At 69.5% G+C, this 21867-nt stretch carries 16 protein-coding genes and 2 tRNA genes; 2 read left to right on the top strand and 16 right to left on the bottom strand.

Features of this window, described 5'->3' with window-relative positions; all coding sequences use genetic code 11:
* Nucleotides 1–94: 94 nt before the first annotated feature.
* The 10 genes from ACIRC0_RS24245 to ACIRC0_RS24200 all read right to left on the bottom strand — a co-directional run bounded on the left by ACIRC0_RS24245 (nucleotide 95) and on the right by ACIRC0_RS24200 (nucleotide 13970).
* On the bottom strand, nucleotides 95–1594 hold the full coding sequence (locus ACIRC0_RS24245; protein WP_403619037.1) for a CHAD domain-containing protein: 1500 nt from the start codon (nucleotides 1592–1594) through the stop codon (nucleotides 95–97).
* A 287-nt stretch (nucleotides 1595–1881) separates the two neighbouring features.
* Entirely contained in the window at nucleotides 1882–3081 is a 1200-nt protein-coding gene (gene rodA, locus ACIRC0_RS24240) for a rod shape-determining protein RodA (protein WP_403619034.1), read from the bottom strand.
* Entirely contained in the window at nucleotides 3078–5330 is a 2253-nt protein-coding gene (gene mrdA, locus ACIRC0_RS24235) for a penicillin-binding protein 2 (protein WP_403619032.1), read from the bottom strand. The genes rodA and mrdA overlap by 4 nt, the downstream gene beginning before the upstream one ends.
* Before the next feature lie 129 nt (nucleotides 5331–5459).
* Nucleotides 5460–6128: a rod shape-determining protein MreD gene (gene mreD, locus ACIRC0_RS24230; RefSeq protein WP_403619029.1), complete on the bottom strand. Its 669-nt coding sequence runs from the start codon at nucleotides 6126–6128 to the stop codon at nucleotides 5460–5462.
* Nucleotides 6129–6140: 12 nt separating this feature from the next.
* A complete protein-coding gene (gene mreC, locus ACIRC0_RS24225; protein WP_403619026.1) occupies nucleotides 6141–7079 on the bottom strand; it encodes a rod shape-determining protein MreC in 939 nt (312 codons plus the stop codon).
* Nucleotides 7080–7259: 180 nt separating this feature from the next.
* Nucleotides 7260–8279, bottom strand: a complete 1020-nt coding sequence (locus ACIRC0_RS24220) for a rod shape-determining protein (protein ID WP_103845224.1) — start codon at nucleotides 8277–8279, stop codon at nucleotides 7260–7262.
* 342 nt (nucleotides 8280–8621) lie between these two features.
* Nucleotides 8622–9035: a nucleoside-diphosphate kinase gene (ndk, locus tag ACIRC0_RS24215; protein ID WP_200417372.1), complete on the bottom strand. Its 414-nt coding sequence runs from the start codon at nucleotides 9033–9035 to the stop codon at nucleotides 8622–8624.
* Between the two features lie 194 nt (nucleotides 9036–9229).
* Entirely contained in the window at nucleotides 9230–9568 is a 339-nt protein-coding gene (locus ACIRC0_RS24210; protein ID WP_403619022.1) for a DUF4233 domain-containing protein, read from the bottom strand.
* A 6-nt stretch (nucleotides 9569–9574) separates the two neighbouring features.
* Nucleotides 9575–11083 carry a bifunctional folylpolyglutamate synthase/dihydrofolate synthase gene (locus ACIRC0_RS24205; RefSeq protein WP_403619020.1) on the bottom strand — a complete coding sequence of 503 codons (1509 nt, stop codon included), beginning with the start codon at nucleotides 11081–11083 and terminating at the stop codon, nucleotides 9575–9577.
* A gap of 235 nt (nucleotides 11084–11318) precedes the next feature.
* On the bottom strand, nucleotides 11319–13970 hold the full coding sequence (locus ACIRC0_RS24200) for a valine--tRNA ligase (RefSeq protein WP_403619017.1): 2652 nt from the start codon (nucleotides 13968–13970) through the stop codon (nucleotides 11319–11321).
* A gap of 138 nt (nucleotides 13971–14108) precedes the next feature.
* Here ACIRC0_RS24200 and ACIRC0_RS24195 point away from each other — a divergent pair, with 138 nt between their 5' ends.
* Nucleotides 14109–15131 carry a hypothetical protein gene (locus ACIRC0_RS24195; RefSeq protein ID WP_403619014.1) on the top strand — a complete coding sequence of 341 codons (1023 nt, stop codon included), beginning with the start codon at nucleotides 14109–14111 and terminating at the stop codon, nucleotides 15129–15131.
* A gap of 111 nt (nucleotides 15132–15242) precedes the next feature.
* Here the strand turns inward: ACIRC0_RS24195 and clpX are convergent, their stop codons facing one another.
* The 5 genes from clpX to ACIRC0_RS24170 all read right to left on the bottom strand — a co-directional run bounded on the left by clpX (nucleotide 15243) and on the right by ACIRC0_RS24170 (nucleotide 20532).
* Nucleotides 15243–16529 carry an ATP-dependent Clp protease ATP-binding subunit ClpX gene (gene clpX / locus ACIRC0_RS24190; RefSeq protein ID WP_200417377.1) on the bottom strand — a complete coding sequence of 429 codons (1287 nt, stop codon included), beginning with the start codon at nucleotides 16527–16529 and terminating at the stop codon, nucleotides 15243–15245.
* A 190-nt stretch (nucleotides 16530–16719) separates the two neighbouring features.
* Nucleotides 16720–17400, bottom strand: a complete 681-nt coding sequence (locus tag ACIRC0_RS24185) for an ATP-dependent Clp protease proteolytic subunit (RefSeq protein ID WP_403619011.1) — start codon at nucleotides 17398–17400, stop codon at nucleotides 16720–16722.
* Nucleotides 17401–17733: 333 nt separating this feature from the next.
* A complete protein-coding gene (locus ACIRC0_RS24180; protein WP_181139167.1) occupies nucleotides 17734–18345 on the bottom strand; it encodes an ATP-dependent Clp protease proteolytic subunit in 612 nt (203 codons plus the stop codon).
* A 510-nt stretch (nucleotides 18346–18855) separates the two neighbouring features.
* Nucleotides 18856–20247 (bottom strand): trigger factor, encoded by a 1392-nt coding sequence (tig, locus tag ACIRC0_RS24175; RefSeq protein WP_403619008.1) that lies wholly within the window; start codon nucleotides 20245–20247, stop codon nucleotides 18856–18858.
* A 208-nt stretch (nucleotides 20248–20455) separates the two neighbouring features.
* A tRNA-Pro gene (locus ACIRC0_RS24170) sits at nucleotides 20456–20532 on the bottom strand.
* A 152-nt stretch (nucleotides 20533–20684) separates the two neighbouring features.
* Here ACIRC0_RS24170 and ACIRC0_RS24165 point away from each other — a divergent pair.
* Nucleotides 20685–20755, top strand: a tRNA-Gly gene (locus tag ACIRC0_RS24165).
* Between the two features lie 697 nt (nucleotides 20756–21452).
* On the opposite strand, the gene ACIRC0_RS24160 is transcribed toward ACIRC0_RS24165, so the two are convergent.
* Nucleotides 21453–21647, bottom strand: coding sequence for a hypothetical protein (locus ACIRC0_RS24160; RefSeq protein ID WP_388566933.1), 195 nt, complete (start codon nucleotides 21645–21647; stop codon nucleotides 21453–21455).
* Nucleotides 21648–21867: the final 220 nt, after the last annotated feature.

Here is a 21867-nt window from a genome sequence, read left to right as displayed (position 1 = left end):
GGCCCTTCCTCTATGCCCCACCAGCCCACAAGTCACTCGATCCAGGACCCCGTTCGAACCAGACCGAGCGCACGACCGGATAGAGAACGGCCAGTCAGACGTCGGCTTCCGCCTCCACCGCCTGCCACAGCTCCGGCAGCGCCGCCTCCGCCGCTGCCGCCCGCTGTTCCTCGCGGCCGTACAGCACGCCGTAGGTGAACGCGTTCTCCCCCGCCGTGTGTGCCTGTTCCGACAGCTCCCGCAGGGCGATCCGGGCCATCACGCTGTCCTGGTGGTCGCCGAGCAGGGTCTGCAGGGACTTCATCGCCGTGGCCAGGGATGCGGCGGGTCCGCCCAGGGCGGGTGCGGCGGCCTCGGCGGCGTACCGGGTGCGCTTGGCCTTCTTGCGGGCCTCGTGGATGGCGAGGTCGCGGTCGGTGCCCGGTGGCTGGTCCAGGGCGCGGCCGATCAGGTCGGCGACCTTGCGGACGTCCTTCCGTACGGCTTTGGCGATCACCTTGGACGGTTTCCCGGCGGCCGCCTTCAGCAGGGGCGGGTCGGCGATCAGGGCGTCCAGCGCGTCCAGCAGCCGCAGGTAGCGCTCGCCGTCCAGGACCGCGATCAGCCGGCGCCGGGAGCCGCCGCGCCCCGCGTGGGACCAGGTGCGCAGCCGGCCGCGGACCGGGCCGACGACCAGGTGGCGGGGCAGTGCGGTGACGGCGGCCGTCAGGCGTTCGGTCAGCACCTCCTGGTCGCGGTCCACGCCCAGCTCGCCGGCCAGCCATTTCAGCTCGTCGGCGATCGGGGTGGTGACGGCGGGGTCGAGGACCTTGGCGTAGGAGCGGAGTGTGCTGCGCAGCCGGCGGATGGCCACGCGCAGGGCGTGCACGGAGTCGAAGACGTCCTGGCGTACCGCGGGGTCGAGGGCCACGATCGCGTCCCGTTGGGCGCGGACGTAGGCGAGGACGTGGTCGCCCGCGGTGGCCGGTGGGGGCTGCTCACCGGTCGCGGTGCGCCCGCCGGTCTCCTGCAGTGCCCTGGCGAGCTTGGAGTGGGACGGTGAGCGGCGCACTCCGGCCTTGCGGAGTCTCTTCTCGACCTTGTCGAGGAAGCGGGGGTCGCCGTCGTCCGCGAGTTCGACCTCGATCTCGGTCCAGGCGGCGGTGCCGGTGCCGCCGGTGAGCCGCTCGGCGCGGACGTGGTCGAGGCTGACCTCGGCGAGCAGGGCGCCGTCGGCGTCGACGAGGTGGCGGACGTGGCGGGCGGAGCGCAGGCGTACGAGGGGGATGAGCGGGGTGTCGCGGACGCGGGAGCGGACGAGGGCGGCCAGGGAGCGGGGGACGGTGTCGGAGAGCGGGGCGCGGATCTCGTCGCGGACGCCGTCGGCGACCGGCAGCTTGAGGTGCCAGCCGGCGTCGTCGCCTCCGGTGCGGCGGCGCAGGGTCAGACGGGCGCGGGCCAGGCGTTCGTCGGCCGTGTCGTAGTAGGTGGCGTCGAGTTCGGCGACGCCCTTGTCGATGACGGCCGAGACTCCCGCGACGCCGGTCAGGTCGGGCAGTTGGTCGTCGGCTGCGGCCTCGTACTTGCGCTCGATCTCGCGCTTGGTGTCCGCCATGACGCGAATCTAGTGGGAATCGGTGCGGGATGGCAGGGGTGCCACTGAGCCCGCCGTGGGGCCCCGCTCGAGCGAAGTCGAGTGGGGCGAGAGTCCGAGGCGAGGCCGTTCAGGCCGATCGGGGGTCTGGGGGCGCAGCCCCAGGGACGGCCGGCGCGACCGGCCCGCACCGGACCACCAGCCCGCACCAAACGACCAGCCCACACCGGACCACCAGCCCACACCGGACCACCAGCCCACACCGGACCACCAGCCCACACCTGACGACCGGCCCAACCGCCGGAGGCCTACGCCGACATCGGCCGCTCCACCCGGATCGACTGCAGCAGTCCCACCGCCATCCAGACGGCGAACATCGAGGAACCGCCGTAGGACACGAACGGCAGTGGCAGGCCCGCGACCGGCATGATGCCGAGGGTCATGCCGATGTTCTCGAAGGACTGGAAGGCGAACCAGGCGATGATGCCGGCGGCGACGATCGTGCCGTACAGCTCGGTCGTCTCGCGGGCGATGCGGCAGGCCCGCCACAGGACGACGCCGAGCAGGACGAGGATCAGTCCGGCGCCGAGGAAGCCCAACTCCTCCCCCGCGACCGTGAAGACGAAGTCGGTCTGCTGTTCGGGCACGAACTGGCCCGTGGTCTGGGAGCCGTGGAACAGTCCCGCGCCGGTCAGTCCGCCGGAGCCGATCGCGATGCGTGCCTGGTTGGTGTTGTAGCCGACGCCCGAGGGGTCCAGGTCGGGGTTGGCGAAGGCGGCGAAGCGGTTGATCTGGTACTCGTCCAGGATGTGGAGCTGCCAGACGGCGATCGCGCCGACGGCGCCCGCGGTGAGCAGGCCGAAGATCCAGCGGTTGGAGGCGCCGGAGGCCAGCAGCACGCCCAGCACGATGACCGCCATGACCATCGTCGAGCCGAGGTCCGGCATGAGCATGACGATCATCATGGGGACGGCGGCCAGGCCCAGGGCCTGCGCCACGGTCCGGTGGTCGGGGTACGGCTTGTCGCCGGCGTCGACCCGGGCCGCGAGCAGCATCGCCATGCCCAGGATGATCGTGATCTTCACGAACTCGGAGGGCTGGAGGGAGAAGCCGCCGCCGAAGACGATCCAGTTGCGGTTTCCATTGATGGTGGCGCCGAGCGGAGTGAGCACCAGCAGCACCATGAACAACGAGATGCCGTACAGGATCGGCACGGCGGTGCGCAGGGTGCGGTGGCCGAGCCAGATCGTGCCGATCATCAGGGCGATCCCGATGCCGGTGTTCATCAGGTGCCGGATCAGGAAGTAGTACGGGTCGCCCTGGTTGATCTCGGTGCGGTTGCGGGTGGCCGAGTAGACGAGGGCCGTACCGATCAGGGACAGGGCCAGGGCCGACAGCAGTATCGGCCAGTCGAGGCGGCGGGCCAGGCCGTCGCGGGCGAAGATCCGCGTCCAGCCGGCCCGCTCGGGCCCGTACCCGGAGACGGAGAAGTTGTTCACTCCGGTCACGTGAGGATCCTCCGCCTCTTCTTCGGGCGGCCCGTACGCCGTCGAGTGTCGCGGTTGCTGGCGGTCGGCGACGGGGCGGTGGCCGGCGGGCTGTCGGTGGGCGCCGTCTGCCCGGGCGACGGGCTGGCCTGGTTGGCGTTCGGGTCGTACTTCTCGATCTTGGGGGCGACGATCGAGCCGTCGGGCTGGATCTTGGGCAGGCCCTGCTGCGGGGTGTACAGCAGCGCCTTCTTCTTGTCGATCGAGCCGTCGGACTGGACGCCGTACAGGGCGTTGTAGATGTTGTGGACGGCCTCACCGGAGGCGCCGGAACCGGTACCGGCCTGGGAGATCGTCATCACGACCGCGTAGTCCTTGGAGAAGGTGGCCAGCCAGGACGTGGTCTGCTTGCCGTAGACCTCGGCGGTACCGGTCTTGGCGTGCAGCGGGATCTTGTCCTGCGGCCAGCCGCCGAACTTCCAGGCGGCGGTACCGCGGGTGACGACGCCCGCGAGGGCCTCCTCCATGACGTCCCGCGTCTTGGCGTCGATCGGCAGCCTGCCGTGCGACTTGGGCTTGATCTCGGTGACCTTCTTGCCGTCGGGGCTGATGATCGCCTTGCCGATGGTCGGGTCCCACAGCGTGCCGCCGTTGGCGATCGCCGAGTACATGACGGCCTCCTGGATCGGGGTCAGGAGGGTGTCGCCCTGGCCGATGGAGTAGTTGATCTCATCGCCCTCGCGCATCTTGTTGCCCTCGAGGCAGTTCTCGTACGCGATCTTCTCGACGTAACTGCCGTCCTTCTTGCCGGTCTTGCACCAGGCGTCCTTGTTGGCCTCCCAGTACTTCTGCTTCCACTCGCGGTCGGGGACTCGGCCGGAGACCTCGTTGGGCAGGTCGATGCCGGTGGGCTTGCCGAGGCCGAACTGGTGGGCGGTCTTGAAGAACCAGTCCTTGGGCTGCCCCTTCTTGGGGTTGATGCCGCCGTCCTTCTTCCACTCGTTGTCCGCGAGGCCGTAGAAGACGGTGTCGCAGGAGACCTCCAGGGCGCGGCCGAGGGAGATCGGGCCGAAGTTCTCCCCTTCGAAGTTCTTGAAGACCTGGCCGCCGACCGAGTAGGAGCTGGTGCACGGGTAGTGGCCGTCGAAGTCGTAGCCGGCCTGGATCGCGGCGGCCGTGGAGACCACCTTGAAGGTGGAGCCGGGCGCGGACTGGCCCTGGATGGCCCGGTTGAGCAGCGGGTAGTCGGAGTCCTTGCCGGTGAGCTTCTTGTAGTCCTTGGCGGAGATCCCGCCGACCCACACGTTCGGGTCGTACGTCGGGGCGGACGCCATGGCGACGACGCGGCCCGTCTTGGCCTCCATCACGACGACGGCACCGGAGTCGGCCTTGTAGTTCTCCCCGGTGTTCTTGTCGAACTGGGTGCGGGCTACCTTCATCGCCCGGTCCAGCTCGTACTCGGCGACCCGCTGCACCCGGGCGTCGATGCTGGTGACCAGGTTGGAGCCCGGTTCGGCGGCGTCCGACTCGGCCGTGCCGATGACACGGCCGAGGTTGTCGACCTCGTAGCGGGTGACGCCGGCCTTGCCGCGAAGCTCCTGGTCGTACTGGCGCTCGAGGCCGGAGCGGCCGACCATGTCGGAGCGCAGATACGGGGAGTCGGTGTTCTTCGCCTGCTGGATCTCCTGGTCCGTGACCGGCGAGAGGTAGCCGAGCACCTGCGCGGTGTTGGCGTCGCCGGGGCTCGGGTAGCGGCGCACGGCCTCCGGCTCGGCGGTGATGCCGGGGAAGTCCTCGGAGCGCTCACGGATCTGCAGGGCCTGCCGGGGCGTGGCCTCGTCGGTGATGGGGATGGGCTGGTACGGGGAGCCGTTCCAGCAGGGCTGGGGCGTCTTGGCGTCGCACAGCCGGACCTTCTCCATCACGTCCTGGGGCTTCATGCCCAGCACGCCGGCCAGCTTGGTCAGGACGGCCTTGCCGCCGTCCTTCATCTTCATCAGGTCGGTGCGGGAGGCGGAGACGACGAGCTTGGTCTCGTTGTCGGCGAGCGGGACGCCTCGCGCGTCCAGGATCTCACCGCGTACGGCGGGCTGGACGACCTGCTGTACGTGGTTGCCGGACGCCTCCTTCTGGTACTGGGCGCCCTCTCGGATCTGCAGGTACCACAGGCGGCTGCCGAGGGTGCCGAGGAGGGAGAAGACGAGGATCTGGATGACGACGAGCCGGATCTGGACACGTGGAGTCCGCCCGGTCTCGGGAATGTTAGTCATGGGCGCAGCCCATTCCGTTGAGGGTGGTGGTGGGCGACGGGTGGGCGTTGGTCACTGCTGCCGCCCCCTCTCAGCGCACGTACGGGTCATACGAGTACACGGTCGACCTGTGCGGCCCAGGTCCTGTCGTCACAGCCGCTTGACCCCCTTGATGCGTCCCGCGCGGGCCACCCGGGCCTTGACGGCTCTGACCCTCAGGCCGCTGCGCTGGCTGCCGATGCGCAGCCCGGTGCCGGAGGACAGCCAGCCGGAGGAGACGTCGGCCGCCTTGGCGGAGTTGGTCTCGGCGAGCGGGTCGTTGTCGGCGCGGCGGGCCAGGGCCATGATCCCGGGCACCACGAAGGGCGCGAGCAGCAGGTCGTACAGCGCGGCGGTGAACAGCAGGCTCGGCAGGCCCACATGGCGGGCGGCGGTGTCACCGACGAGGGCGCCCACGCCCGCGTACAGCAGGGTGGAGCCGATAGCGGCGGCGACCACCACGACCATGGGGCCGCTGGCGGACTTCAGACGGCCGTTCTCCGGCTTGGCGAGTCCGGCCAGGTAGCCGATGACGCACAGCACGAGGGCGTAGCGGCCGGCGGCGTGGTCGGCGGGCGGAGCCAGGTCGGAGAGCAGGCCCGCGCCGAAGCCGACGAGGCAGCCGCCGACGTGGCCGTAGACGAGGGCGAGGCCGACGACGGTCAGCAGCACCAGGTCCGGGACGGCGCCGGGCAGGTGCAGACGGGCGAGGACGCTCACCTGGATCACCAGGGCGACGAGGACCAGGGGGGTGGCGAGCAGCATCCGGTTGAGGCGCATCAGGTTCGGCTCCTAGGGCGTCTGCTGCCCGCCGTCGGCGGAGGCCGAGGGGGTGACGGTGACGGTCACGGTCGGCGTGGGCGTCGGCTGCGGCTTCGGTGGCAGGACGGTGTCGCGCGGGTCCTTCTTCGGCGCCTGGACGACGACGCCGACGACATCGAGCTTGGTGAAGGACACGAACGGGGTCACGTAGATCGTGCGGGTCAGGTCGCCGCCGGAGGGGTCGACCCGGGAGACCACGCCGACCGGGACGCCCGGCACGAACGGCTTGTCGGCCTCGGAACCGAAGGTGACCAGACGATCGCCCTTCTTCACGTCCGCCTTGGCGTTGAGGAGCTGCACGCGCAGCGGGCGGTCGCCCTGCCCGGAGGCGAAACCGAGTTCGTCGCTGCCCTCCATGCGGGTGCCGACAGTGAAGTCCGGGTCGTTGGCCAGCAGGACCGTCGAGGTGTCGGGGCCGACGGTGGTGACTCGGCCGACCAGCCCGTCGCCGTTGAGGACGGTCATGTCGCGCCGGATGCCGTCGTTCGCGCCCACGTCGATGGTGACGGTCCAGGAGAAGCCCTGGGCCGCTCCTATCCCGATGACTTCCGCGCCCTTGATGCCGTACTGGCCCTCGCCCGCCACCCGGATCATCTTGTCGAGCTGCTTGAGCCGGCTGCGGTTGCGGTCGTCGCTGCCCAGCTTCGCCTTCAAGGCCGCGTTGTCGCGCTCCAGTTGGGCGATGCGGTCGTGCCGGCTGCCGGAGTCGCGTACGGCCGCGATCGCGTTGCCGACGGGGTCGACGGCGGACGACACCCCGTTCTCGATCGGGCCGAAGACCGTGGCGGCGGCCTGGCGGGCACCTTCGACCGGTGAGTCCTGGCCACCGCGGATGTCCACCGTGATCAGAGCGAACGCGATGGCGATCAGCAGCACCAGGAGCAGCCGGCTCTCTCGTGTGTCCCTCACGTGCGGCGGCCGTGCCTTCCTCGTCGGATGGGAGGTTCGGGATGGGAGGTCTGGATGGGAGGTTCGGTGGGAGGTCTTGATGGGAGGTTCGATTGGAGGCGATACGGGGCTTATGCCTCTATATCAACGATCCGCCGCACGAGCACAGATGGTCTCGTACGGCGGAGTCGGCGCGTCGCGTCATCTGCGGGGCTGGGCGTCCAGCACCTGCTGGAGCGCCTCGAACTCCTCGACGCACTTGCCGGAGCCGAGCGCCACGCTGTCCAGCGGGTCCTCGGCGATGTGGATCGGCATGCCGGTCTCCCGGCGCAGCCGCTCGTCGAGGCCGCGCAGCAGGGCGCCGCCGCCGGTGAGGACGATCCCTCGGTCCATGACGTCGCCGGACAGCTCCGGCGGGCACTTGTCGAGGGTCGTCTTGACCGCGTCCACGATCGCGTTGACCGGTTCCTCGATGGCCTTGCGGACCTCGGCCGCGGAGATGACCACGGTCTTGGGCAGCCCGGAGACCAGGTCCCGGCCGCGGATTTCGGTGTGCTCGTCAGTGTCGAGGTCGTACGCCGAACCGATCGTGATCTTGATCTGCTCGGCCGTCCGCTCACCGAGGAGGAGCGAGTACTCCTTCTTGACGTACTGGATGATCGCGTTGTCCAGTTCGTCGCCCGCGACGCGGATGGACTGGGCGGTGACGATGCCGCCGAGCGAGATGACCGCGACCTCCGTGGTGCCGCCGCCGATGTCCACCACCATGTTGCCCGTGGCCTCGTGGACCGGCAGGCCGGAGCCGATGGCGGCGGCCATGGGCTCCTCGATGATGTGCACCTGGCGGGCGCCGGCCTGGGAGGACGCCTCGATGACGGCCCGGCGCTCAACGCCCGTGATGCCCGACGGCACACAGACGACGACCCGCGGACGAGCCAGATACCGCCGCTTGTGGATCTTCAGGATGAAGTAGCGGAGCATCCGCTCGGTGATCTCGAAGTCGGCGATCACGCCGTCCTTCAGCGGGCGCACGGCCACGATGTTGCCCGGCGTCCGGCCGATCATCTTCTTCGCTTCCGCGCCGACCGCGAGGATGCCACCGGTGTTGGTGTTGATCGCGACGACGGACGGCTCGTTGAGTACGATCCCGCGACCCCTGACGTACACCAGCGTGTTGGCGGTCCCGAGGTCGACAGCCATGTCACGGCCGATGAACGACATTGAGTTCCCCATCAGGATTCGTCTGGCCTTCCCAAGTGGAGCGTTGGACAGCTTTCGTTGGGGCGGCGAAGTGGGTGCTGTGACGTGAAGGCTTACATCGTAGTCTCGCCTGCACGAAACACTGCGCGAGGGTCTCCGCCATTGTCAGCAGATGACGCGTCGCCTCGCTTCTGGAGACGGGCGTTCGGGGGTAGCCGTTCCCCCGAACGCGCCGCATATGCCAAGGGTCGACGGGGTTTCCGGGGCCGGGAATCCCGACGGGGCCGTTACGGCATCCGGGTGAGGTGACAAACCCTCAGAAATCATCCACAAGACGGGTTCGGAAGTTCATCATTCTTGGACTCAGAAGCGCCCGGGAAAGAAGATCTTCAGCTCGCGCTCGGCGGACTCCTCGGAGTCGGAGGCGTGGATGAGGTTCTCGCGGACGATCACACCGAAATCGCCGCGGATGGAGCCCGGGGTGGCGGCGAGGGGGTCGGTGGCACCGGCCAGCGCGCGCACGCCCTCGATGACCCGCTCACCCTCGACGACGAGCGCGACGACCGGACCGGAGGCCATGAACTCCACCAGAGGCTCGTAGAACGGCTTGCCCTTGTGCTCGCCGTAGTGCTGCTCCAGCGTGTCCTGGTCCAGGGTGCGCATGTCCAGCGCGCTGATGGTCCAGCCGGCCTTGCGCTCGATACGGCCGATGATCTCGCCGATCAGCCCGCGACGAACGGCGTCGGGCTTGAGGAGGACGAGGGTGCGCGAGGTCACGAGAGGGCTCCTTTACCAAGGTTTTCGGTGCGTAGAGGTTACAGGGCGGGTCCGGGTGGACGTTACGCAGCGTCAGGTGCCCTCTGGTGCGGTGGCCGACCGGGGGGCGCGCCCCCCGGACCACCGCTTTCGGCGCGAACGGCCTCGTCCCCGAATGCACCCAGGCTCTCGGAGCCGGGGGACCTCTGGACGGGCTACTGGCCGCCCTCGGCCGCGAATCTCGCCTTGGCCTCGTCGATCTTCCGCCCGTAGTGGACCGAGGCCCACCACAGCGCGGCGAAGACCGCGCCCATGAAGAACATCGTCGGTACGAAGAACCCGGAGGCGATCAGTGCGATCTGCAGCGCCCAGCCCAGCTGGACCCCGCCGGGCCGGGTGATCATGCCGCAGAGCAGGATGCTGAGCAGCATCGCGATCCCGCTGACCGTCCACACCGTGCCCGTGGACAGGCCCGGGTCCTTCATGGCGACCAGCGCGGCGAAACCGATGACGAAGAACTCGCCGATCAGGGTCGAAGCACACAGCGTACGCACGAGACCTCAGCCCTTCCCCAGCAGCAGCCGGGCCTCGCCGACGGTGATGACGGAACCGGTGACGAGCACGCCGGCGCCCGCGTACTCCCCCTCCTCCTCGGCCAGCGTGATCGCGGCCTCCAGCGCGTCCGGCAGCCTCGGCTCGACCTGGACGCGCTCCTCGCCGAAGACCTCCACGGCGATCGCGGCCAGTTCGTCCGCGTCCATCGCGCGGTGGCTGGAGTTCTGGGTGACCACGACCTCGGCGAAGATCGGCTCGAAGGCCTCGAGCAGCCCCCGTACGTTCTTGTCGCCGCTCGCCCCGACGACCCCGATCAGCCGGCTGAAGTCGAACGCCTCGCTCACCGCCTCCGCGGTGGCCCGGGCGCCCGCCGGGTTGTGGGCGGCGTCCAGGACGATCGTCGGGGAGCGCCGTACGACCTCCAGACGGCCCGGGGACGACACCGACGCGAAGGCCTTGCGGACCGTGTCGATGTCCAGCGACTCGGGGCGCTGGGAGCCGACGCCGAAGAACGCCTCCACCGCGGCGAGCGCCACGGCGGCGTTGTGGGCCTGGTAGGCGCCGTGCAGCGGCAGATACACCTCGTCGTACTCGCCGCCCAGGCCGCGCAGTGTGAGGAGCTGCCCGCCGACCGCGACCTGCCGCGCCACGACCCCGAACTCCAGCCCCTCGCGGGCGACGGTCGCGTCCACCTCCACGGCCTTCTTCAGCAGCACCTGGGCCGCGTCGACCGGCTGCTGGGCGAGGATGACGGTGGAGTCGGACTTGATGATCCCGGCCTTCTCCCCCGCGATCTCGCCGGGCGTGGAGCCGAGCCGGTCGGTGTGGTCCAGGTCGATGGGGGTGACGACGGCGACGTCCCCGTCGATCACGTTGGTGGCGTCCCAGCTGCCGCCCATGCCGACCTCGACGACCGCGACGTCCACGGGCGCGTCCGCGAAGGCGGCGTACGCCATGCCCGTGAGCACCTCGAAGAAGGACAGCCGGTACTCCTGCGAGGCGTCGACCATCTCGATGTACGGCTTGATGTCCTGGTACGTCTCGACGAACCGCTCAGCGGAGATCGGGGCGCCGTCCAGGCTGATGCGCTCGGTGATCGACTGGACGTGCGGGCTCGTGTACCGGCCGGTGCGCAGCTCGAAGGCGCCGAGAAGGGCCTCGATCATGCGTGCGGTGGAGGTCTTGCCGTTGGTGCCCGTGATGTGGATGGAGGGATACGAGCGCTGCGGCTCCCCCAGTACGTCCATCAGCGCGGAGATACGGCTGACGGACGGCTCCAGCTTGGTCTCGCCCCAGCGGGTCGCCAGGTCGGCCTCGACCTCGCGCAGCGCCTTGTCGACCTCGGGGTCCTCGGGCCGCGTGGGCACGTCGGCCTGCGGTGGGCCGCCCTGGGTGCGCAGGGTACGGCTGCCGGCCTCGATCACCGCGAGATCGGGATCGCGGTCGGTCTCGGCCTCGACGATCTGCTCGAAGGGATCGGACTCGTTGGGGTCACGCGGGGGCAGCTCACTCACGGGGCCAGTCTACGGAGAACCGGTGACAGCCGACGTCAAGGCCCCCGGAGCTGTGACGCTCCGGGGGCCTTGGGTGCCAGGGAGTGGATTCCGCTTCCCCGCGCCGGCCGGGTGCCTCCCCCAAGCTCTTCGAGCAGGGGGCGCGCCCCCAGCGCCCACCTGTGCCGCCCCTGGCGGTCCCCCAGGCCGTTAAGGCTCTGGGGGAGGCACGATTGCCCGCAGCCACGCGGGACCGCTACGCCTGCGGCAACCGCTCCAGCTGGGCCTGGATCCGGGCGATGTCCTCCTCCGCCTTGGCGAGCCGCGTACGGATCTTCTCCACGACGTGGTCCGGCGCCTTGGCGAGGAACGCCTCGTTGCCGAGCTTGCCGTCGGCCTGCGCCTTCTCCTTCTCCGCGGCGGCCAGGTCCTTCGCGAGCCGCTTCCGCTCCGCCGCCACGTCGATCGTGCCCGACAGGTCCAGCGCGACCGTGGCCCCCGCGACCGGCAGGGTGGCCGTGGCCGTGAAGCCCTCACCCTCGGGCTGCAGTCGCAGCAGCTGCCGGATGGCCGCCTCGTGCGGGGCGAGCGCGGTGCCCTCGAGGCTCAGCCGCGCCGGAACCCGCTGACCGGGCTGGAGGCCCTGGTCGGCGCGGAAGCGGCGGACCTCGGTGATCACCGACTGGAGGGTCTCGATCTCCTTCTCCGCCGCGGCGTCACGGAACCCGCCCGGTGCGTCAGCACCAGGAACAGACACAGCCTTGGGCCAGTCCGCGATGACGACCGACTCACCGCCCGTGAGGGTGGTCCACAGCGTCTCGGTGACGAACGGCACGATCGGGTGCAGCAGCTTCAGCGTGACGTCCAGGACCTCGCCGAGGACCCGCTTGCTGACCTCGGCCGCCTCGCCGCCCGCCTGGAACGTGGTCTTGGACAGCTCGACGTACCAGTCGAAGACCTCGTCCCACGCGAAGTGGAAGAGGGCGTCGGACAGCTTGGCGAACTGGAAGTCGTCGTAGAAGGCGTCGACTTCGGCGACGACCGAGTTCAGCCGGGACAGGATCCAGCGGTCGGTGGCCGACATCTTCTCGGTCGAGGGCAGCGGGCCCTCGACCGTCGCGCCGTTCATCAGCGCGAAGCGGGTCGCGTTCCAGATCTTGTTGGCGAAGTTGCGGGACCCCTGGACCCAGTCCTCGCCGATCGGGACGTCGACACCCGGGTTGGCGCCACGGGCCAGGGTGAACCGGAGCGCGTCCGAGCCGTACTTGTCCATCCAGTCCAGCGGGTTGACCGCGTTGCCGAAGGACTTCGACATCTTCTTGCCGAACTGGTCGCGGACCATGCCGTGCAGGGCGATGGTGTGGAACGGCGGGGTGCCGTCCATCGCGTACAGGCCGAACATCATCATCCGGGCGACCCAGAAGAAGAGGATGTCGTAGCCGGTGACCAGGACGGAGTTCGGATAGAACTTCTTCAGGCTCTCGGTCTGCTCGGGCCAGCCCAGCGTGGAGAAGGGCCACAGGCCGGAGGAGAACCAGGTGTCGAGGACGTCGGTGTCCTGGCGCCAGCCCTCGCCGCTCGGCGGCTCCTCGTCCGGGCCGACGCAGACGACCTCGCCGTCCGGCCCGTACCAGACCGGGATGCGGTGGCCCCACCACAACTGGCGTGAGATGCACCAGTCGTGGAGGTTGTCGACCCAGTCGAAGTACCGCTTCTCCATCTCCTGCGGGTGGATCCTGACCTTGCCCTCGCGGACCGCGTCACCGGCGGCCTTCGCGAGCGGCCCGACCTTGACCCACCACTGCATGGACAGGCGCGGCTCGATGGTGGTCTTGCAGCGCGAGCAGTGGCCCACGGAGTGGACGTACGGGCGCTTCTCGGCGACGATCCGGCCGTCGGCACGCAGGGCGGCGACGATCGCGGAGCGGGCCTCGAAGCGGTCCAGGCCCTGGAAGGGGCCGTGCGCGGTGATGACGGCGTGCTCGTCCATCACGGTGATGGCGGGCAGGCCGTGGCGCTGGCCGATCTCGAAGTCGTTCGGGTCGTGGGCCGGGGTGACCTTGACGGCGCCGGTGCCGAACTCGGGGTCGACATGCTCGTCCGCGACGACCGGGATGGAGCGGTCGGTGAGCGGCAGCTTGACCAGCTTGCCGACCAGGTGCTTGTAGCGCTCGTCGTCGGGGTGGACGGCGACGGCGGTGTCACCGAGCATCGTCTCGGCGCGGGTGGTGGCGACGACGATGGTGTCGTCCCCGTCTCCGTACTTCATCGAGACGAGCTCGCCGTCGTCGTCCTGGTACTCCACCTCGATGTCCGAGATGGCGGTCAGGCAGCGCGGACACCAGTTGATGATGCGCTCGGCGCGGTAGATGAGCTCGTCGTCGTAGAGGCGCTTGAAGATGGTCTGGACGGCCTGGGAGAGGCCCTCGTCCATGGTGAACCGCTCGCGGGACCAGGCGACGCCGTCGCCGAGGCGCCGCATCTGCCCGGAGATCTGCCCGCCGGACTCGGCCTTCCACTGCCAGACGCGCTCGACGAAGGCCTCGCGGCCCAGGTCGTGCCGGGACTTGCCCTCCTTCGCGAGCTCGCGCTCGACCACGTTCTGCGTGGCGATACCGGCGTGGTCCATGCCCGGCTGCCACAGCGTCTCGTGGCCCTGCATGCGCTTGCGGCGGGTCAGGGCGTCGATGAGGGTGTGCTCGAAGGCGTGCCCCAGGTGGAGGGAGCCGGTGACGTTCGGCGGCGGGATGACGATGGTGTACGGCGGCTTGTCGCTCTTCTCGTCGGCCTCGAAGTAACCGCGCTCTACCCAGCGCTCGTACAGCGGCCCCTCTACATCGGCCGGCGCGTACTGGGTCGGCAGTTCGGTGTGGGGCGCTGATGGCTGCTGCTGAGCGTTCTCGGTCACGGGGGTCAGTTTAGAGGTGTCACGGCCCCGTCCCGAAACACGATTCTTTCGTAACGGCGAGCTCCCCGGCGACCCGGCGCTCCCCGGCCTGCGCCAGGATGTCAGGGCCACATAAGCGTCTGGAGGGGAACCCAGAACATGAGCTACAACCAGCCGGGCCCGTACGGCGGGCAGCCCCAGCAGCCCGGACCGTACGGTCAGCCGGGGCAGGGGCAGGGGCAGCCGGGGCCGTACGGTCAGCCGGGCCCCTACGGCCGGCCGCCGCAGGCCCCCCAGCCCCAGCCCGGCTACGGCTACCCCCAGCAGACCCCGCCGGCGCCCGGCTACGGCTACCCCCCGCAGACCCCGCCGGCCGCCCCGCCCCAGCAGAACCCGTACGGCCAGCAGCAGCCTCCGTACGGCCAGCCGCCCTACGGCCAGCAGCAGCCCTACGGCGTCCCGCAGCCGCCGGTCCCAGGGGGCGGCGGGAAGAAGACGGGGCTGATCATCGGCGCGGTGGCGGTGGTGGCGGCGATCGCGGTGGGGGCGTACTTCGTCATCGGCGGTGGTGGGTCGTCCGGTCTCGCGGACGACGGCCCCCACAAGCTGACGACGCCGCAGAAGGTGCTCGGCGAGTACAACCGGGCGACCAAGGAGAGCGACACCAGCGACACCAGCTCCAGCACCGTCAAGGATCTGGAGAAGAGCGGCATCAAGAACGGCACCGCCGTCTACGGCGCCTACTCGACGGCCGACCTCAGCAAGTACGACCCGAACGATCCCTCCACCCTGCCGGACAAGTCCAAGCTGCTCACGGCCAAGGGCGTCACGCTCATCGGGGCCTACGGCAAGATCGCCGATCCGAAGGCGTCCCTGGACGCGTACTTCGCCCAGATCAAGAAGGAATTCCAGAAGAACTCGTCCGGCAGCAGTGCCGCGGGCAAGAGCGAACTGGTCGGCGAGCCCGAGTCGGTCGACATCGACGGCGCGGTCATGAAGTGCCAGGAGGCCAAGGGGACCAACCAGCTCACCAAGCAGCAGCAGACCGACTGGTTCTGCGCCTGGGCCGACTACAGCACGATGGCCATGGTCTCCCCCGGCAACAATGCGGCCGACGTGTCGAAGGACACCGCGGCCGACATCACCCGCAAGCTCCGCGACGACGTGCGCGTCAAGGCCTGACGCGCTGCGCCGCAACGGTGAAGGGGCCCCGGTCGGATGACCGGGGCCCCTTCCTCGTCCGGGGGTCGGCTCGTGCCGAGCCCGGGGGTCGGCTCCTGTGCCGAGCGGTGGCTACGCCGTCTTCTGCTCGCCCGGGCCGCGCCCGCGCGCGTCCCGCGGGATCAGGGTGGGGTTGACGTTGCGGAGCACCACGTCGGCCGTGATGACGACGCGGGCCACGTCCTTGCGGGACGGGACCTCGTACATCACCGCCTGGAGGACCTCCTCCATGATGGCGCGCAGACCCCGGGCGCCCGTCTGGCGCAGGATCGCCTGGTCGGCGATCGCCTCGAGGGCCTCGCGTTCGAAGTCCAGTTCCACACCGTCGAGTTCGAAGAGCCGTTGGTACTGCTTCACCAGCGCGTTACGCGGCTCGACAAGGATCTGCAGCAGGGCCTTGCGGTCGAGGTTGTGGACCGAGGTGATGACCGGGAGACGGCCGATGAACTCGGGGATCATCCCGAACTTCACCAGGTCCTCGGGCATGACGTCCTCGAACTGGTCCTTCGCCTCCAGTTCGCGCTTCGAGCGGATGGTGGCGCCGAAGCCGATGCCCTTCGCCCCCGCCCGGGACTCGATGATCTTCTCCAGGCCCGCGAACGCGCCGCCCACGATGAACAGCACGTTCGTCGTGTCGATCTGGATGAACTCCTGGTGCGGGTGCTTGCGACCGCCCTGCGGCGGGACCGAGGCCGTCGTGCCCTCCAGGATCTTCAGCAGGGCCTGCTGGACGCCCTCGCCGCTCACGTCCCGGGTGATCGACGGGTTCTCGCTCTTGCGGGCCACCTTGTCGATCTCGTCGATGTAGATGATGCCCGTCTCGGCCTTCTTGACGTCGTAGTCGGCGGCCTGGATGAGCTTCAGCAGGATGTTCTCGACGTCCTCGCCGACATACCCCGCCTCCGTCAGCGCGGTCGCGTCGGCGATCGCGAACGGGACGTTCAGCATGCGGGCCAGGGTCTGGGCGAGCAGCGTCTTGCCGGAGCCCGTGGGGCCCAGCAGCAGGATGTTCGACTTGGCCAACTCGATGGCGTCGTCGCGGCCTTGGGCGCCGCCGTTCTCACCGGCCTGGACCCGCTTGTAGTGGTTGTACACCGCGACGGACAGGGCCTTCTTGGCCGCCTCCTGGCCGACCACGTACCCCTCGAGGAACTCGTAGATCTCGCGGGGCTTGGGGAGCTCCTCCCAGCGCACCTCGCTCGTCTCGGCGAGCTCCTCCTCGATGATCTCGTTGCAGAGATCGATGCACTCGTCGCAGATGTACACACCGGGGCCTGCGATGAGCTTCTTGACCTGCTTCTGGCTCTTGCCGCAGAACGAGCACTTGAGCAGATCGCCGCCGTCACCGATGCGTGCCACGGTGTGCTTCCCCTTCGCCTGGGAGACGCCTTACGTCCAGCGGCTCCTGGTGCTGCCTTATGTCGACGGTACCTTGCCGGGCCCCTCGTTCGGGCCCCCCTTGGCACGGTTCGCTCGACGTGAGCCGGGTCAAACCCTGCCAAGGGGCGGCAGACGATACAGGTCCGGTGACGAATCACGTGGATTCGAGTCAGCGGATCTCGGTGTTGTTCATCTTCCGGGTCGAGATGATCTGGTCGATCAGGCCGTACTGCAACGCGTCCTCGGCCGTGAGGATCTTGTCGCGCTCGATGTCCTCGCGGATCTTCTCGATCGGCTGGGTGGAGTGCTTGGCCAGCATCTCCTCCAGCTGGGTCCGCATCCGGAGGATCTCGTTGGCGGCGATCTCCAGGTCGGAGACCTGGCCGCGGCCGGTCTCGCTGTAGGGCTGGTGGATCAGCACACGGGCGTTCGGCAGCGCCATGCGCTTGCCCGGGGTGCCCGCGGCCAGCAGCACGGCGGCGGCGGAGGCGGCCTGGCCCATGCAGACCGTCTGGATGTCCGGCTTCACGAACTGCATCGTGTCGTAGATGGCCGTGAGCGCGGTGAAGGAGCCGCCGGGGCTGTTGATGTAGACCGAGATGTCACGGTCGGGGTCCATCGACTCCAGGCACAGCAGCTGCGCCATGACGTCGTTGGCGGAGGCGTCGTCGATCTGGACGCCGAGGAAGATCACGCGCTCCTCGAAGAGCTTCGCGTACGGGTCGTACTCGCGGATGCCCTGCGAGGTGCGCTCGACGAAGCGCGGGATGACGTAGCGGGACTCGGCCGCGGGGCCGGTGTACTCGGCGCGCGTACGGTCGTAGATGCCGCTGCCGGGGAAGTCGTTCACGGTGTCTCCTGAAGGGGGCTGGGGCGGTGGCTGGGGGCTGGAGGGGCGCTGGGGGCTGTTCGGGTCCTTGTGGGTCCTGTACGGCCGCTGCGGCTGCTGCCGGGCCTGGGACCGGCTCCGGGGTCCGTGGGCGCCTGGTGGGCCCCTGGAGGGCCTTGCGGCCGTGCCGGGGACCGGGAGCCCTCACGTGCCCGGGCGGGCCGGCCGGGTCGGGCTGGACCGTCCGAGGGGCCGACCGGACCGGCTGCCCGGCTAGGCAGGCCTTCCGGGCCTCGTAGGAGGCTCACGGTCCGCCTGGGCGGCCGTCGGGCCTCGAGCGGACCCGGTGAGCCCTTACGAGCCCGCCCCGGTGCCTCCGCCGCCCGGCATGCCGGCAGCGGTGGTGATGACCTCGTCGATCAGGCCGTACTCCTTGGCCTCCTGGGCGTCGAACCAGCGGTCGCGGTCCGAGTCCCGGGTGATCTGCTCGACCGACTGGCCGGTGTGGAAGGCGGTCAGCTCGGCCATGCGCTTCTTGGTGTGCAGAAGCCGCTCGGCGTGGATCTTGATGTCCGACGCGGAGCCGGCGAGGCCGGCCGAGGGCTGGTGGATCAGGATCTCGGCATTGGGCAGGGCGAAGCGCTTGCCCGGGGTGCCCGCGCTGAGCAGGAACTGCCCCATGGAGGCCGCCATGCCCATGGCGATCGTCACGACGTCGTTCTTGATGTACTGCATGGTGTCGTAGATCGCCATGCCGGCCGTGATCGAGCCGCCCGGGCTGTTGATGTACAGGTAAATGTCCTTGTCCGGGTCGGAGGCAAGGAGCAGCAGCTGTGCGGTGATCTTGTTCGCGATGTCGTCGTCCACCGGCTGGCCGAGGAAGATGATCCGCTCGTTGAGCAGCCGGTTGTAGACCTGGTCGCCGAGGCCGCCACCGATGGAAGGCTCGCCGGCGGCGGAGGGCATCAGATTCGTCACGTATCCACCTGCTCGTCTTACGACGGCACGGGGCCGTCTCACGTGTCCTGCTGGGGCGTGGGACCCCGTCCGACCCCCTGCGGGGCGGCTTCGGGGACTCCCCTGCCCTCGTATTCATGGACCCTAACGCGCGGGTCCCTTCGGGGAATCCCGCATAGGGGGCTGTTCGCTGTGAGCGCATGCGCTCCGCGGGGTGAGCCGAGGGTGGTGCCGGGGCCTGGTTGCGGGGCCTGGTTGCGGGGGCCCGGTGTCGGGTCCGCCGTCGCGGGGCTCCGCCCCGGGCCCCGGGTCCATTGTCGCCGTGAAGGGTGCCGTCGTCGCGCCGGTGTGGGCCTGTGGTGGGTTGCTCGCGCGGTTCCCCCGCCCCTTTCGGGCGCACCCCTCGCCGGGGCCGACCGGTTCCCGGCGGTTTCCAGGCGGCTGCCGGCCGTGCGCATATGGCGACGGGCCCCGAAGCGCGCTGTGCGCCCGGGGCCCGTGCTGCTGTAGCGAGGGAGGTTACGCCTCCGGCTTCTCCTCGGTGGCCTCGGTGGCCTCGGCGGAGGCGTCCGTGGAGGTCTCGGCCTCCTCCGACTCCTCCTCGTCGTCCAGGTCGACGATCTCGCCGTTGGTGTCCTTGACCGTCGCGGCCTCGACGACCAGCGCCAGGGCCTTGCCGCGGGCGACCTCGCCGACCAGCATCGGGACCTGGCCGCCCTCGACGACCGCCTGGGCGAACTGGTCGGGGGACATGCCGGAGGAGGCCGCGCGCCGCATGAGGTGCTCGGTGAGCTCCTCCTGGTTGACGTTGAGCTTCTCCTTGTTGACCAGCTCGTCGAGGACGAACTGGGTCTTGATGCCCTTGATCGCGGCCTCGCGCGTCTCGGTCTCGAACTCCTCGGCGGTCTTGCCCTGGATCTCCAGGTACCGGTCGAGGGTCAGACCCATCTGGGCGAGCTGGTGGTGCTCGAGGTTGTGCTTACGGGTGTTGATCTCGTCCTCGAGGAGCTTCTCGGGGACCGGGACCTCGACCAGCTCGAGCAGCTTGTCCAGGACGCGCTCCTGGGCCTGCGTGGCCTGGTCGTACTGCTTCATGTTCGCCAGGCGCTTGCGGCTGTCCGCCTTCAGCTCCTCCAGCGTGTCGAACTCGGACGCGAGCTGCGCGAACTCGTCGTCGAGCTCCGGCAGTTCCCGGGCGGCGACCTGGGTGACCTTGACCGTCACCTCGGCCTCCCGGCCGGCCGCCGAGCCGCCCTTCAGCTCGGAGGTGAAGGTGGCCTCCTCGCCGGCCGACAGGCCCTTCACGGCGTCGTCGATACCGTCCAGCAGCTCACCGGAGCCGATCGTGTAGGAGACGTCCTTGGCGACGCCGTCCTCGAGGACCTCGCCGTCGACCTTGGCCTCCAGGTCGATCGTGACGACGTCGCCGTCCTCGGCGGCGCGCTCGACCGGGGAGGTGGACGCGAAGCGGTCGCGCAGCTGCTGGACCGACTTCTCGATGTCCTCGTCGGTGACCTCGACGGCGTCGACCTCGACCTCGATGCCGGAGTAGTCCGGGATCTCGATGGTCGGGCGGACGTCGACCTCGGCGGTGAAGGACAGCAGCTCGTTGTCCTTCAGCTCCGTGATGTCGACCTCGGGCTGGCCCAGCGGGTTCAGCTCGGCCTCGTTGACCGCCTCGGTGTAGAACTTCGGGAGCGCGTCGTTGACGGCCTCCTCCAGCACGGCGCCGCGACCGAACCGCTGGTCGATGACCCGGGCGGGGATCTTGCCCTTGCGGAAGCCCTTCACCGTGACCTGCTGGTTGATCTTCTTGTACGCCGCGTCGAGGCTGTCCTTGAGCTCCTCGAAGGGCACCTCAACAGTGAGCCGAACCCGGGTCGGGTTCAGGGTCTCCACGGCGCTCTTCACGGTTCGGTCTCCTTGTGGCTGACTTCTTGGGGTTCTGCCGAGCCTGCGCCACCCGGAGGGGCGGGCATGCCTTCGGCGGATTCGCGGGCCCCTGCCCTGAGAGACATGGCAGTGCAGACACACGGGCGCGCAGCTTGCATAGTAACCGCAGGCACTGAGCGCCCCCAAAGGCGATCACGCGGATCGGCGCCGGGCCGTGCCGGGCCGGTGGTCGGGGTGGCGGGATTTGAACCCACGGCCTTCCGCTCCCAAAGCGGACGCGCTACCAAGCTGCGCCACACCCCGTCTGGTGCGACACGTAGGGTACATGCCCGGACCGGCCGAGTCGGCCGGTTTGTTCGCGGGCGTGTGCAAGCCCCGACGCGTTGGCCTACGAGGCGGGCGACCCGCTACGATGCCTTCTGTGCCGCGGTCGGTGACCTGCGGCGCGTCGTGTTGCGGGCGTAGCTCAATGGTAGAGCCCTAGTCTTCCAAACTAGCTACGCGGGTTCGATTCCCGTCGCCCGCTCTGAACGGCTCAGGGCCAGGTCGGAGGATCACTCCTCCGACCTGGCCCTGATCGTTTCCGGAGGGTCTGTTCAGTCCGGCGTGTCCCCCGAGTGCCCCTCGGCTTGCGATCCCGTCGCGATCTCGTTCCCCGCTCGGCTTCCGGCCCTTCTCGACCAGGCGCCGGCGTGCCGGTGGAACGCCCCTGGATTCGCCGAGCGAAGCGCGTGCAGGCGCGTGCCTGGCCGCGCACGCTGCCCGCACGTCTCGTAGCCGCCGCCTCTATCAGCTGCGCCTCCGGCCCGCAGCCGTGCGGCCCCGTTCACGGCGTACAGCACGATCGTCACGGCCGCCACGATGAACCCGACCGCTGGCGCAGTCAGCAGTAGGTAGACCATCGTCCCCCTCCTTCTCCCGGACCGCGCCGTCCAAGACCGCGGCGTCCAAGACCGCGCCGCGCGATCCGGCGCCCCGGTACTGATCACCGGAGACTGCCGGGGAGCGTACCCATCCGCCATGGGGGCGCTGAACAGGGAAGGGCGCCAACAACTTGCAAAGAGCGCGGAACGGCACGTCCGGGCGCGCCGCGCCCAGGTCGCGGGCCGGTCGGCGATCGGTGGCTCATCTGCCGGTGCGGCCGTCACCGAAGTCGCCCGGACCGGACCAGCCCGGCTCCGCACAGAGCCGAGCCGACCGATGCCGGGCGTGGTCCCGTCCGCTCAGAAGCGGATCGAGTTGATCGTGTCCGCTATCGAGTTCAGAAAGCGGTTGATGGACGGAGCCATGCCGGTGGAGGCCAGGAAGAAGCCGAAGAGGATCGCCACGATCGCCGGTCCGGCCTTGATCGAGCCCCCTCTGATCATCACCACCAGGATGATCGCCAACAGCAGCACCACTGACAGCGAAATCGCCACAACTGATCACACCCTCGGTCGGTCCGCTCTCCCGGCCCGGGGCGCCGTCCCCTGCACACCCCGCCAGAACCATCGTGCCACCAACCGGCCCGCCCTATGCGGCCACTGAGGCATCGTCGACCACCTTGGCGGCAACTCGTCACGGCGAGGAGCAGTCCGCCGCGGTCAACACCGCTGCGGCGCAAGGGAATCGCACGGTACCCGTACAGCGGATCGGCGG

The sequence above is a fragment of the Streptomyces sp. NPDC093984 genome (genome assembly GCF_044764595.1).
In the GTDB taxonomy this organism is placed as follows: Bacteria; Actinomycetota; Actinomycetes; order Streptomycetales; family Streptomycetaceae; genus Streptomyces; species Streptomyces cynarae.
Note: the sequence above shows the minus strand (reverse complement) of the source record. Positions and strands in the feature narration are given on the sequence as shown.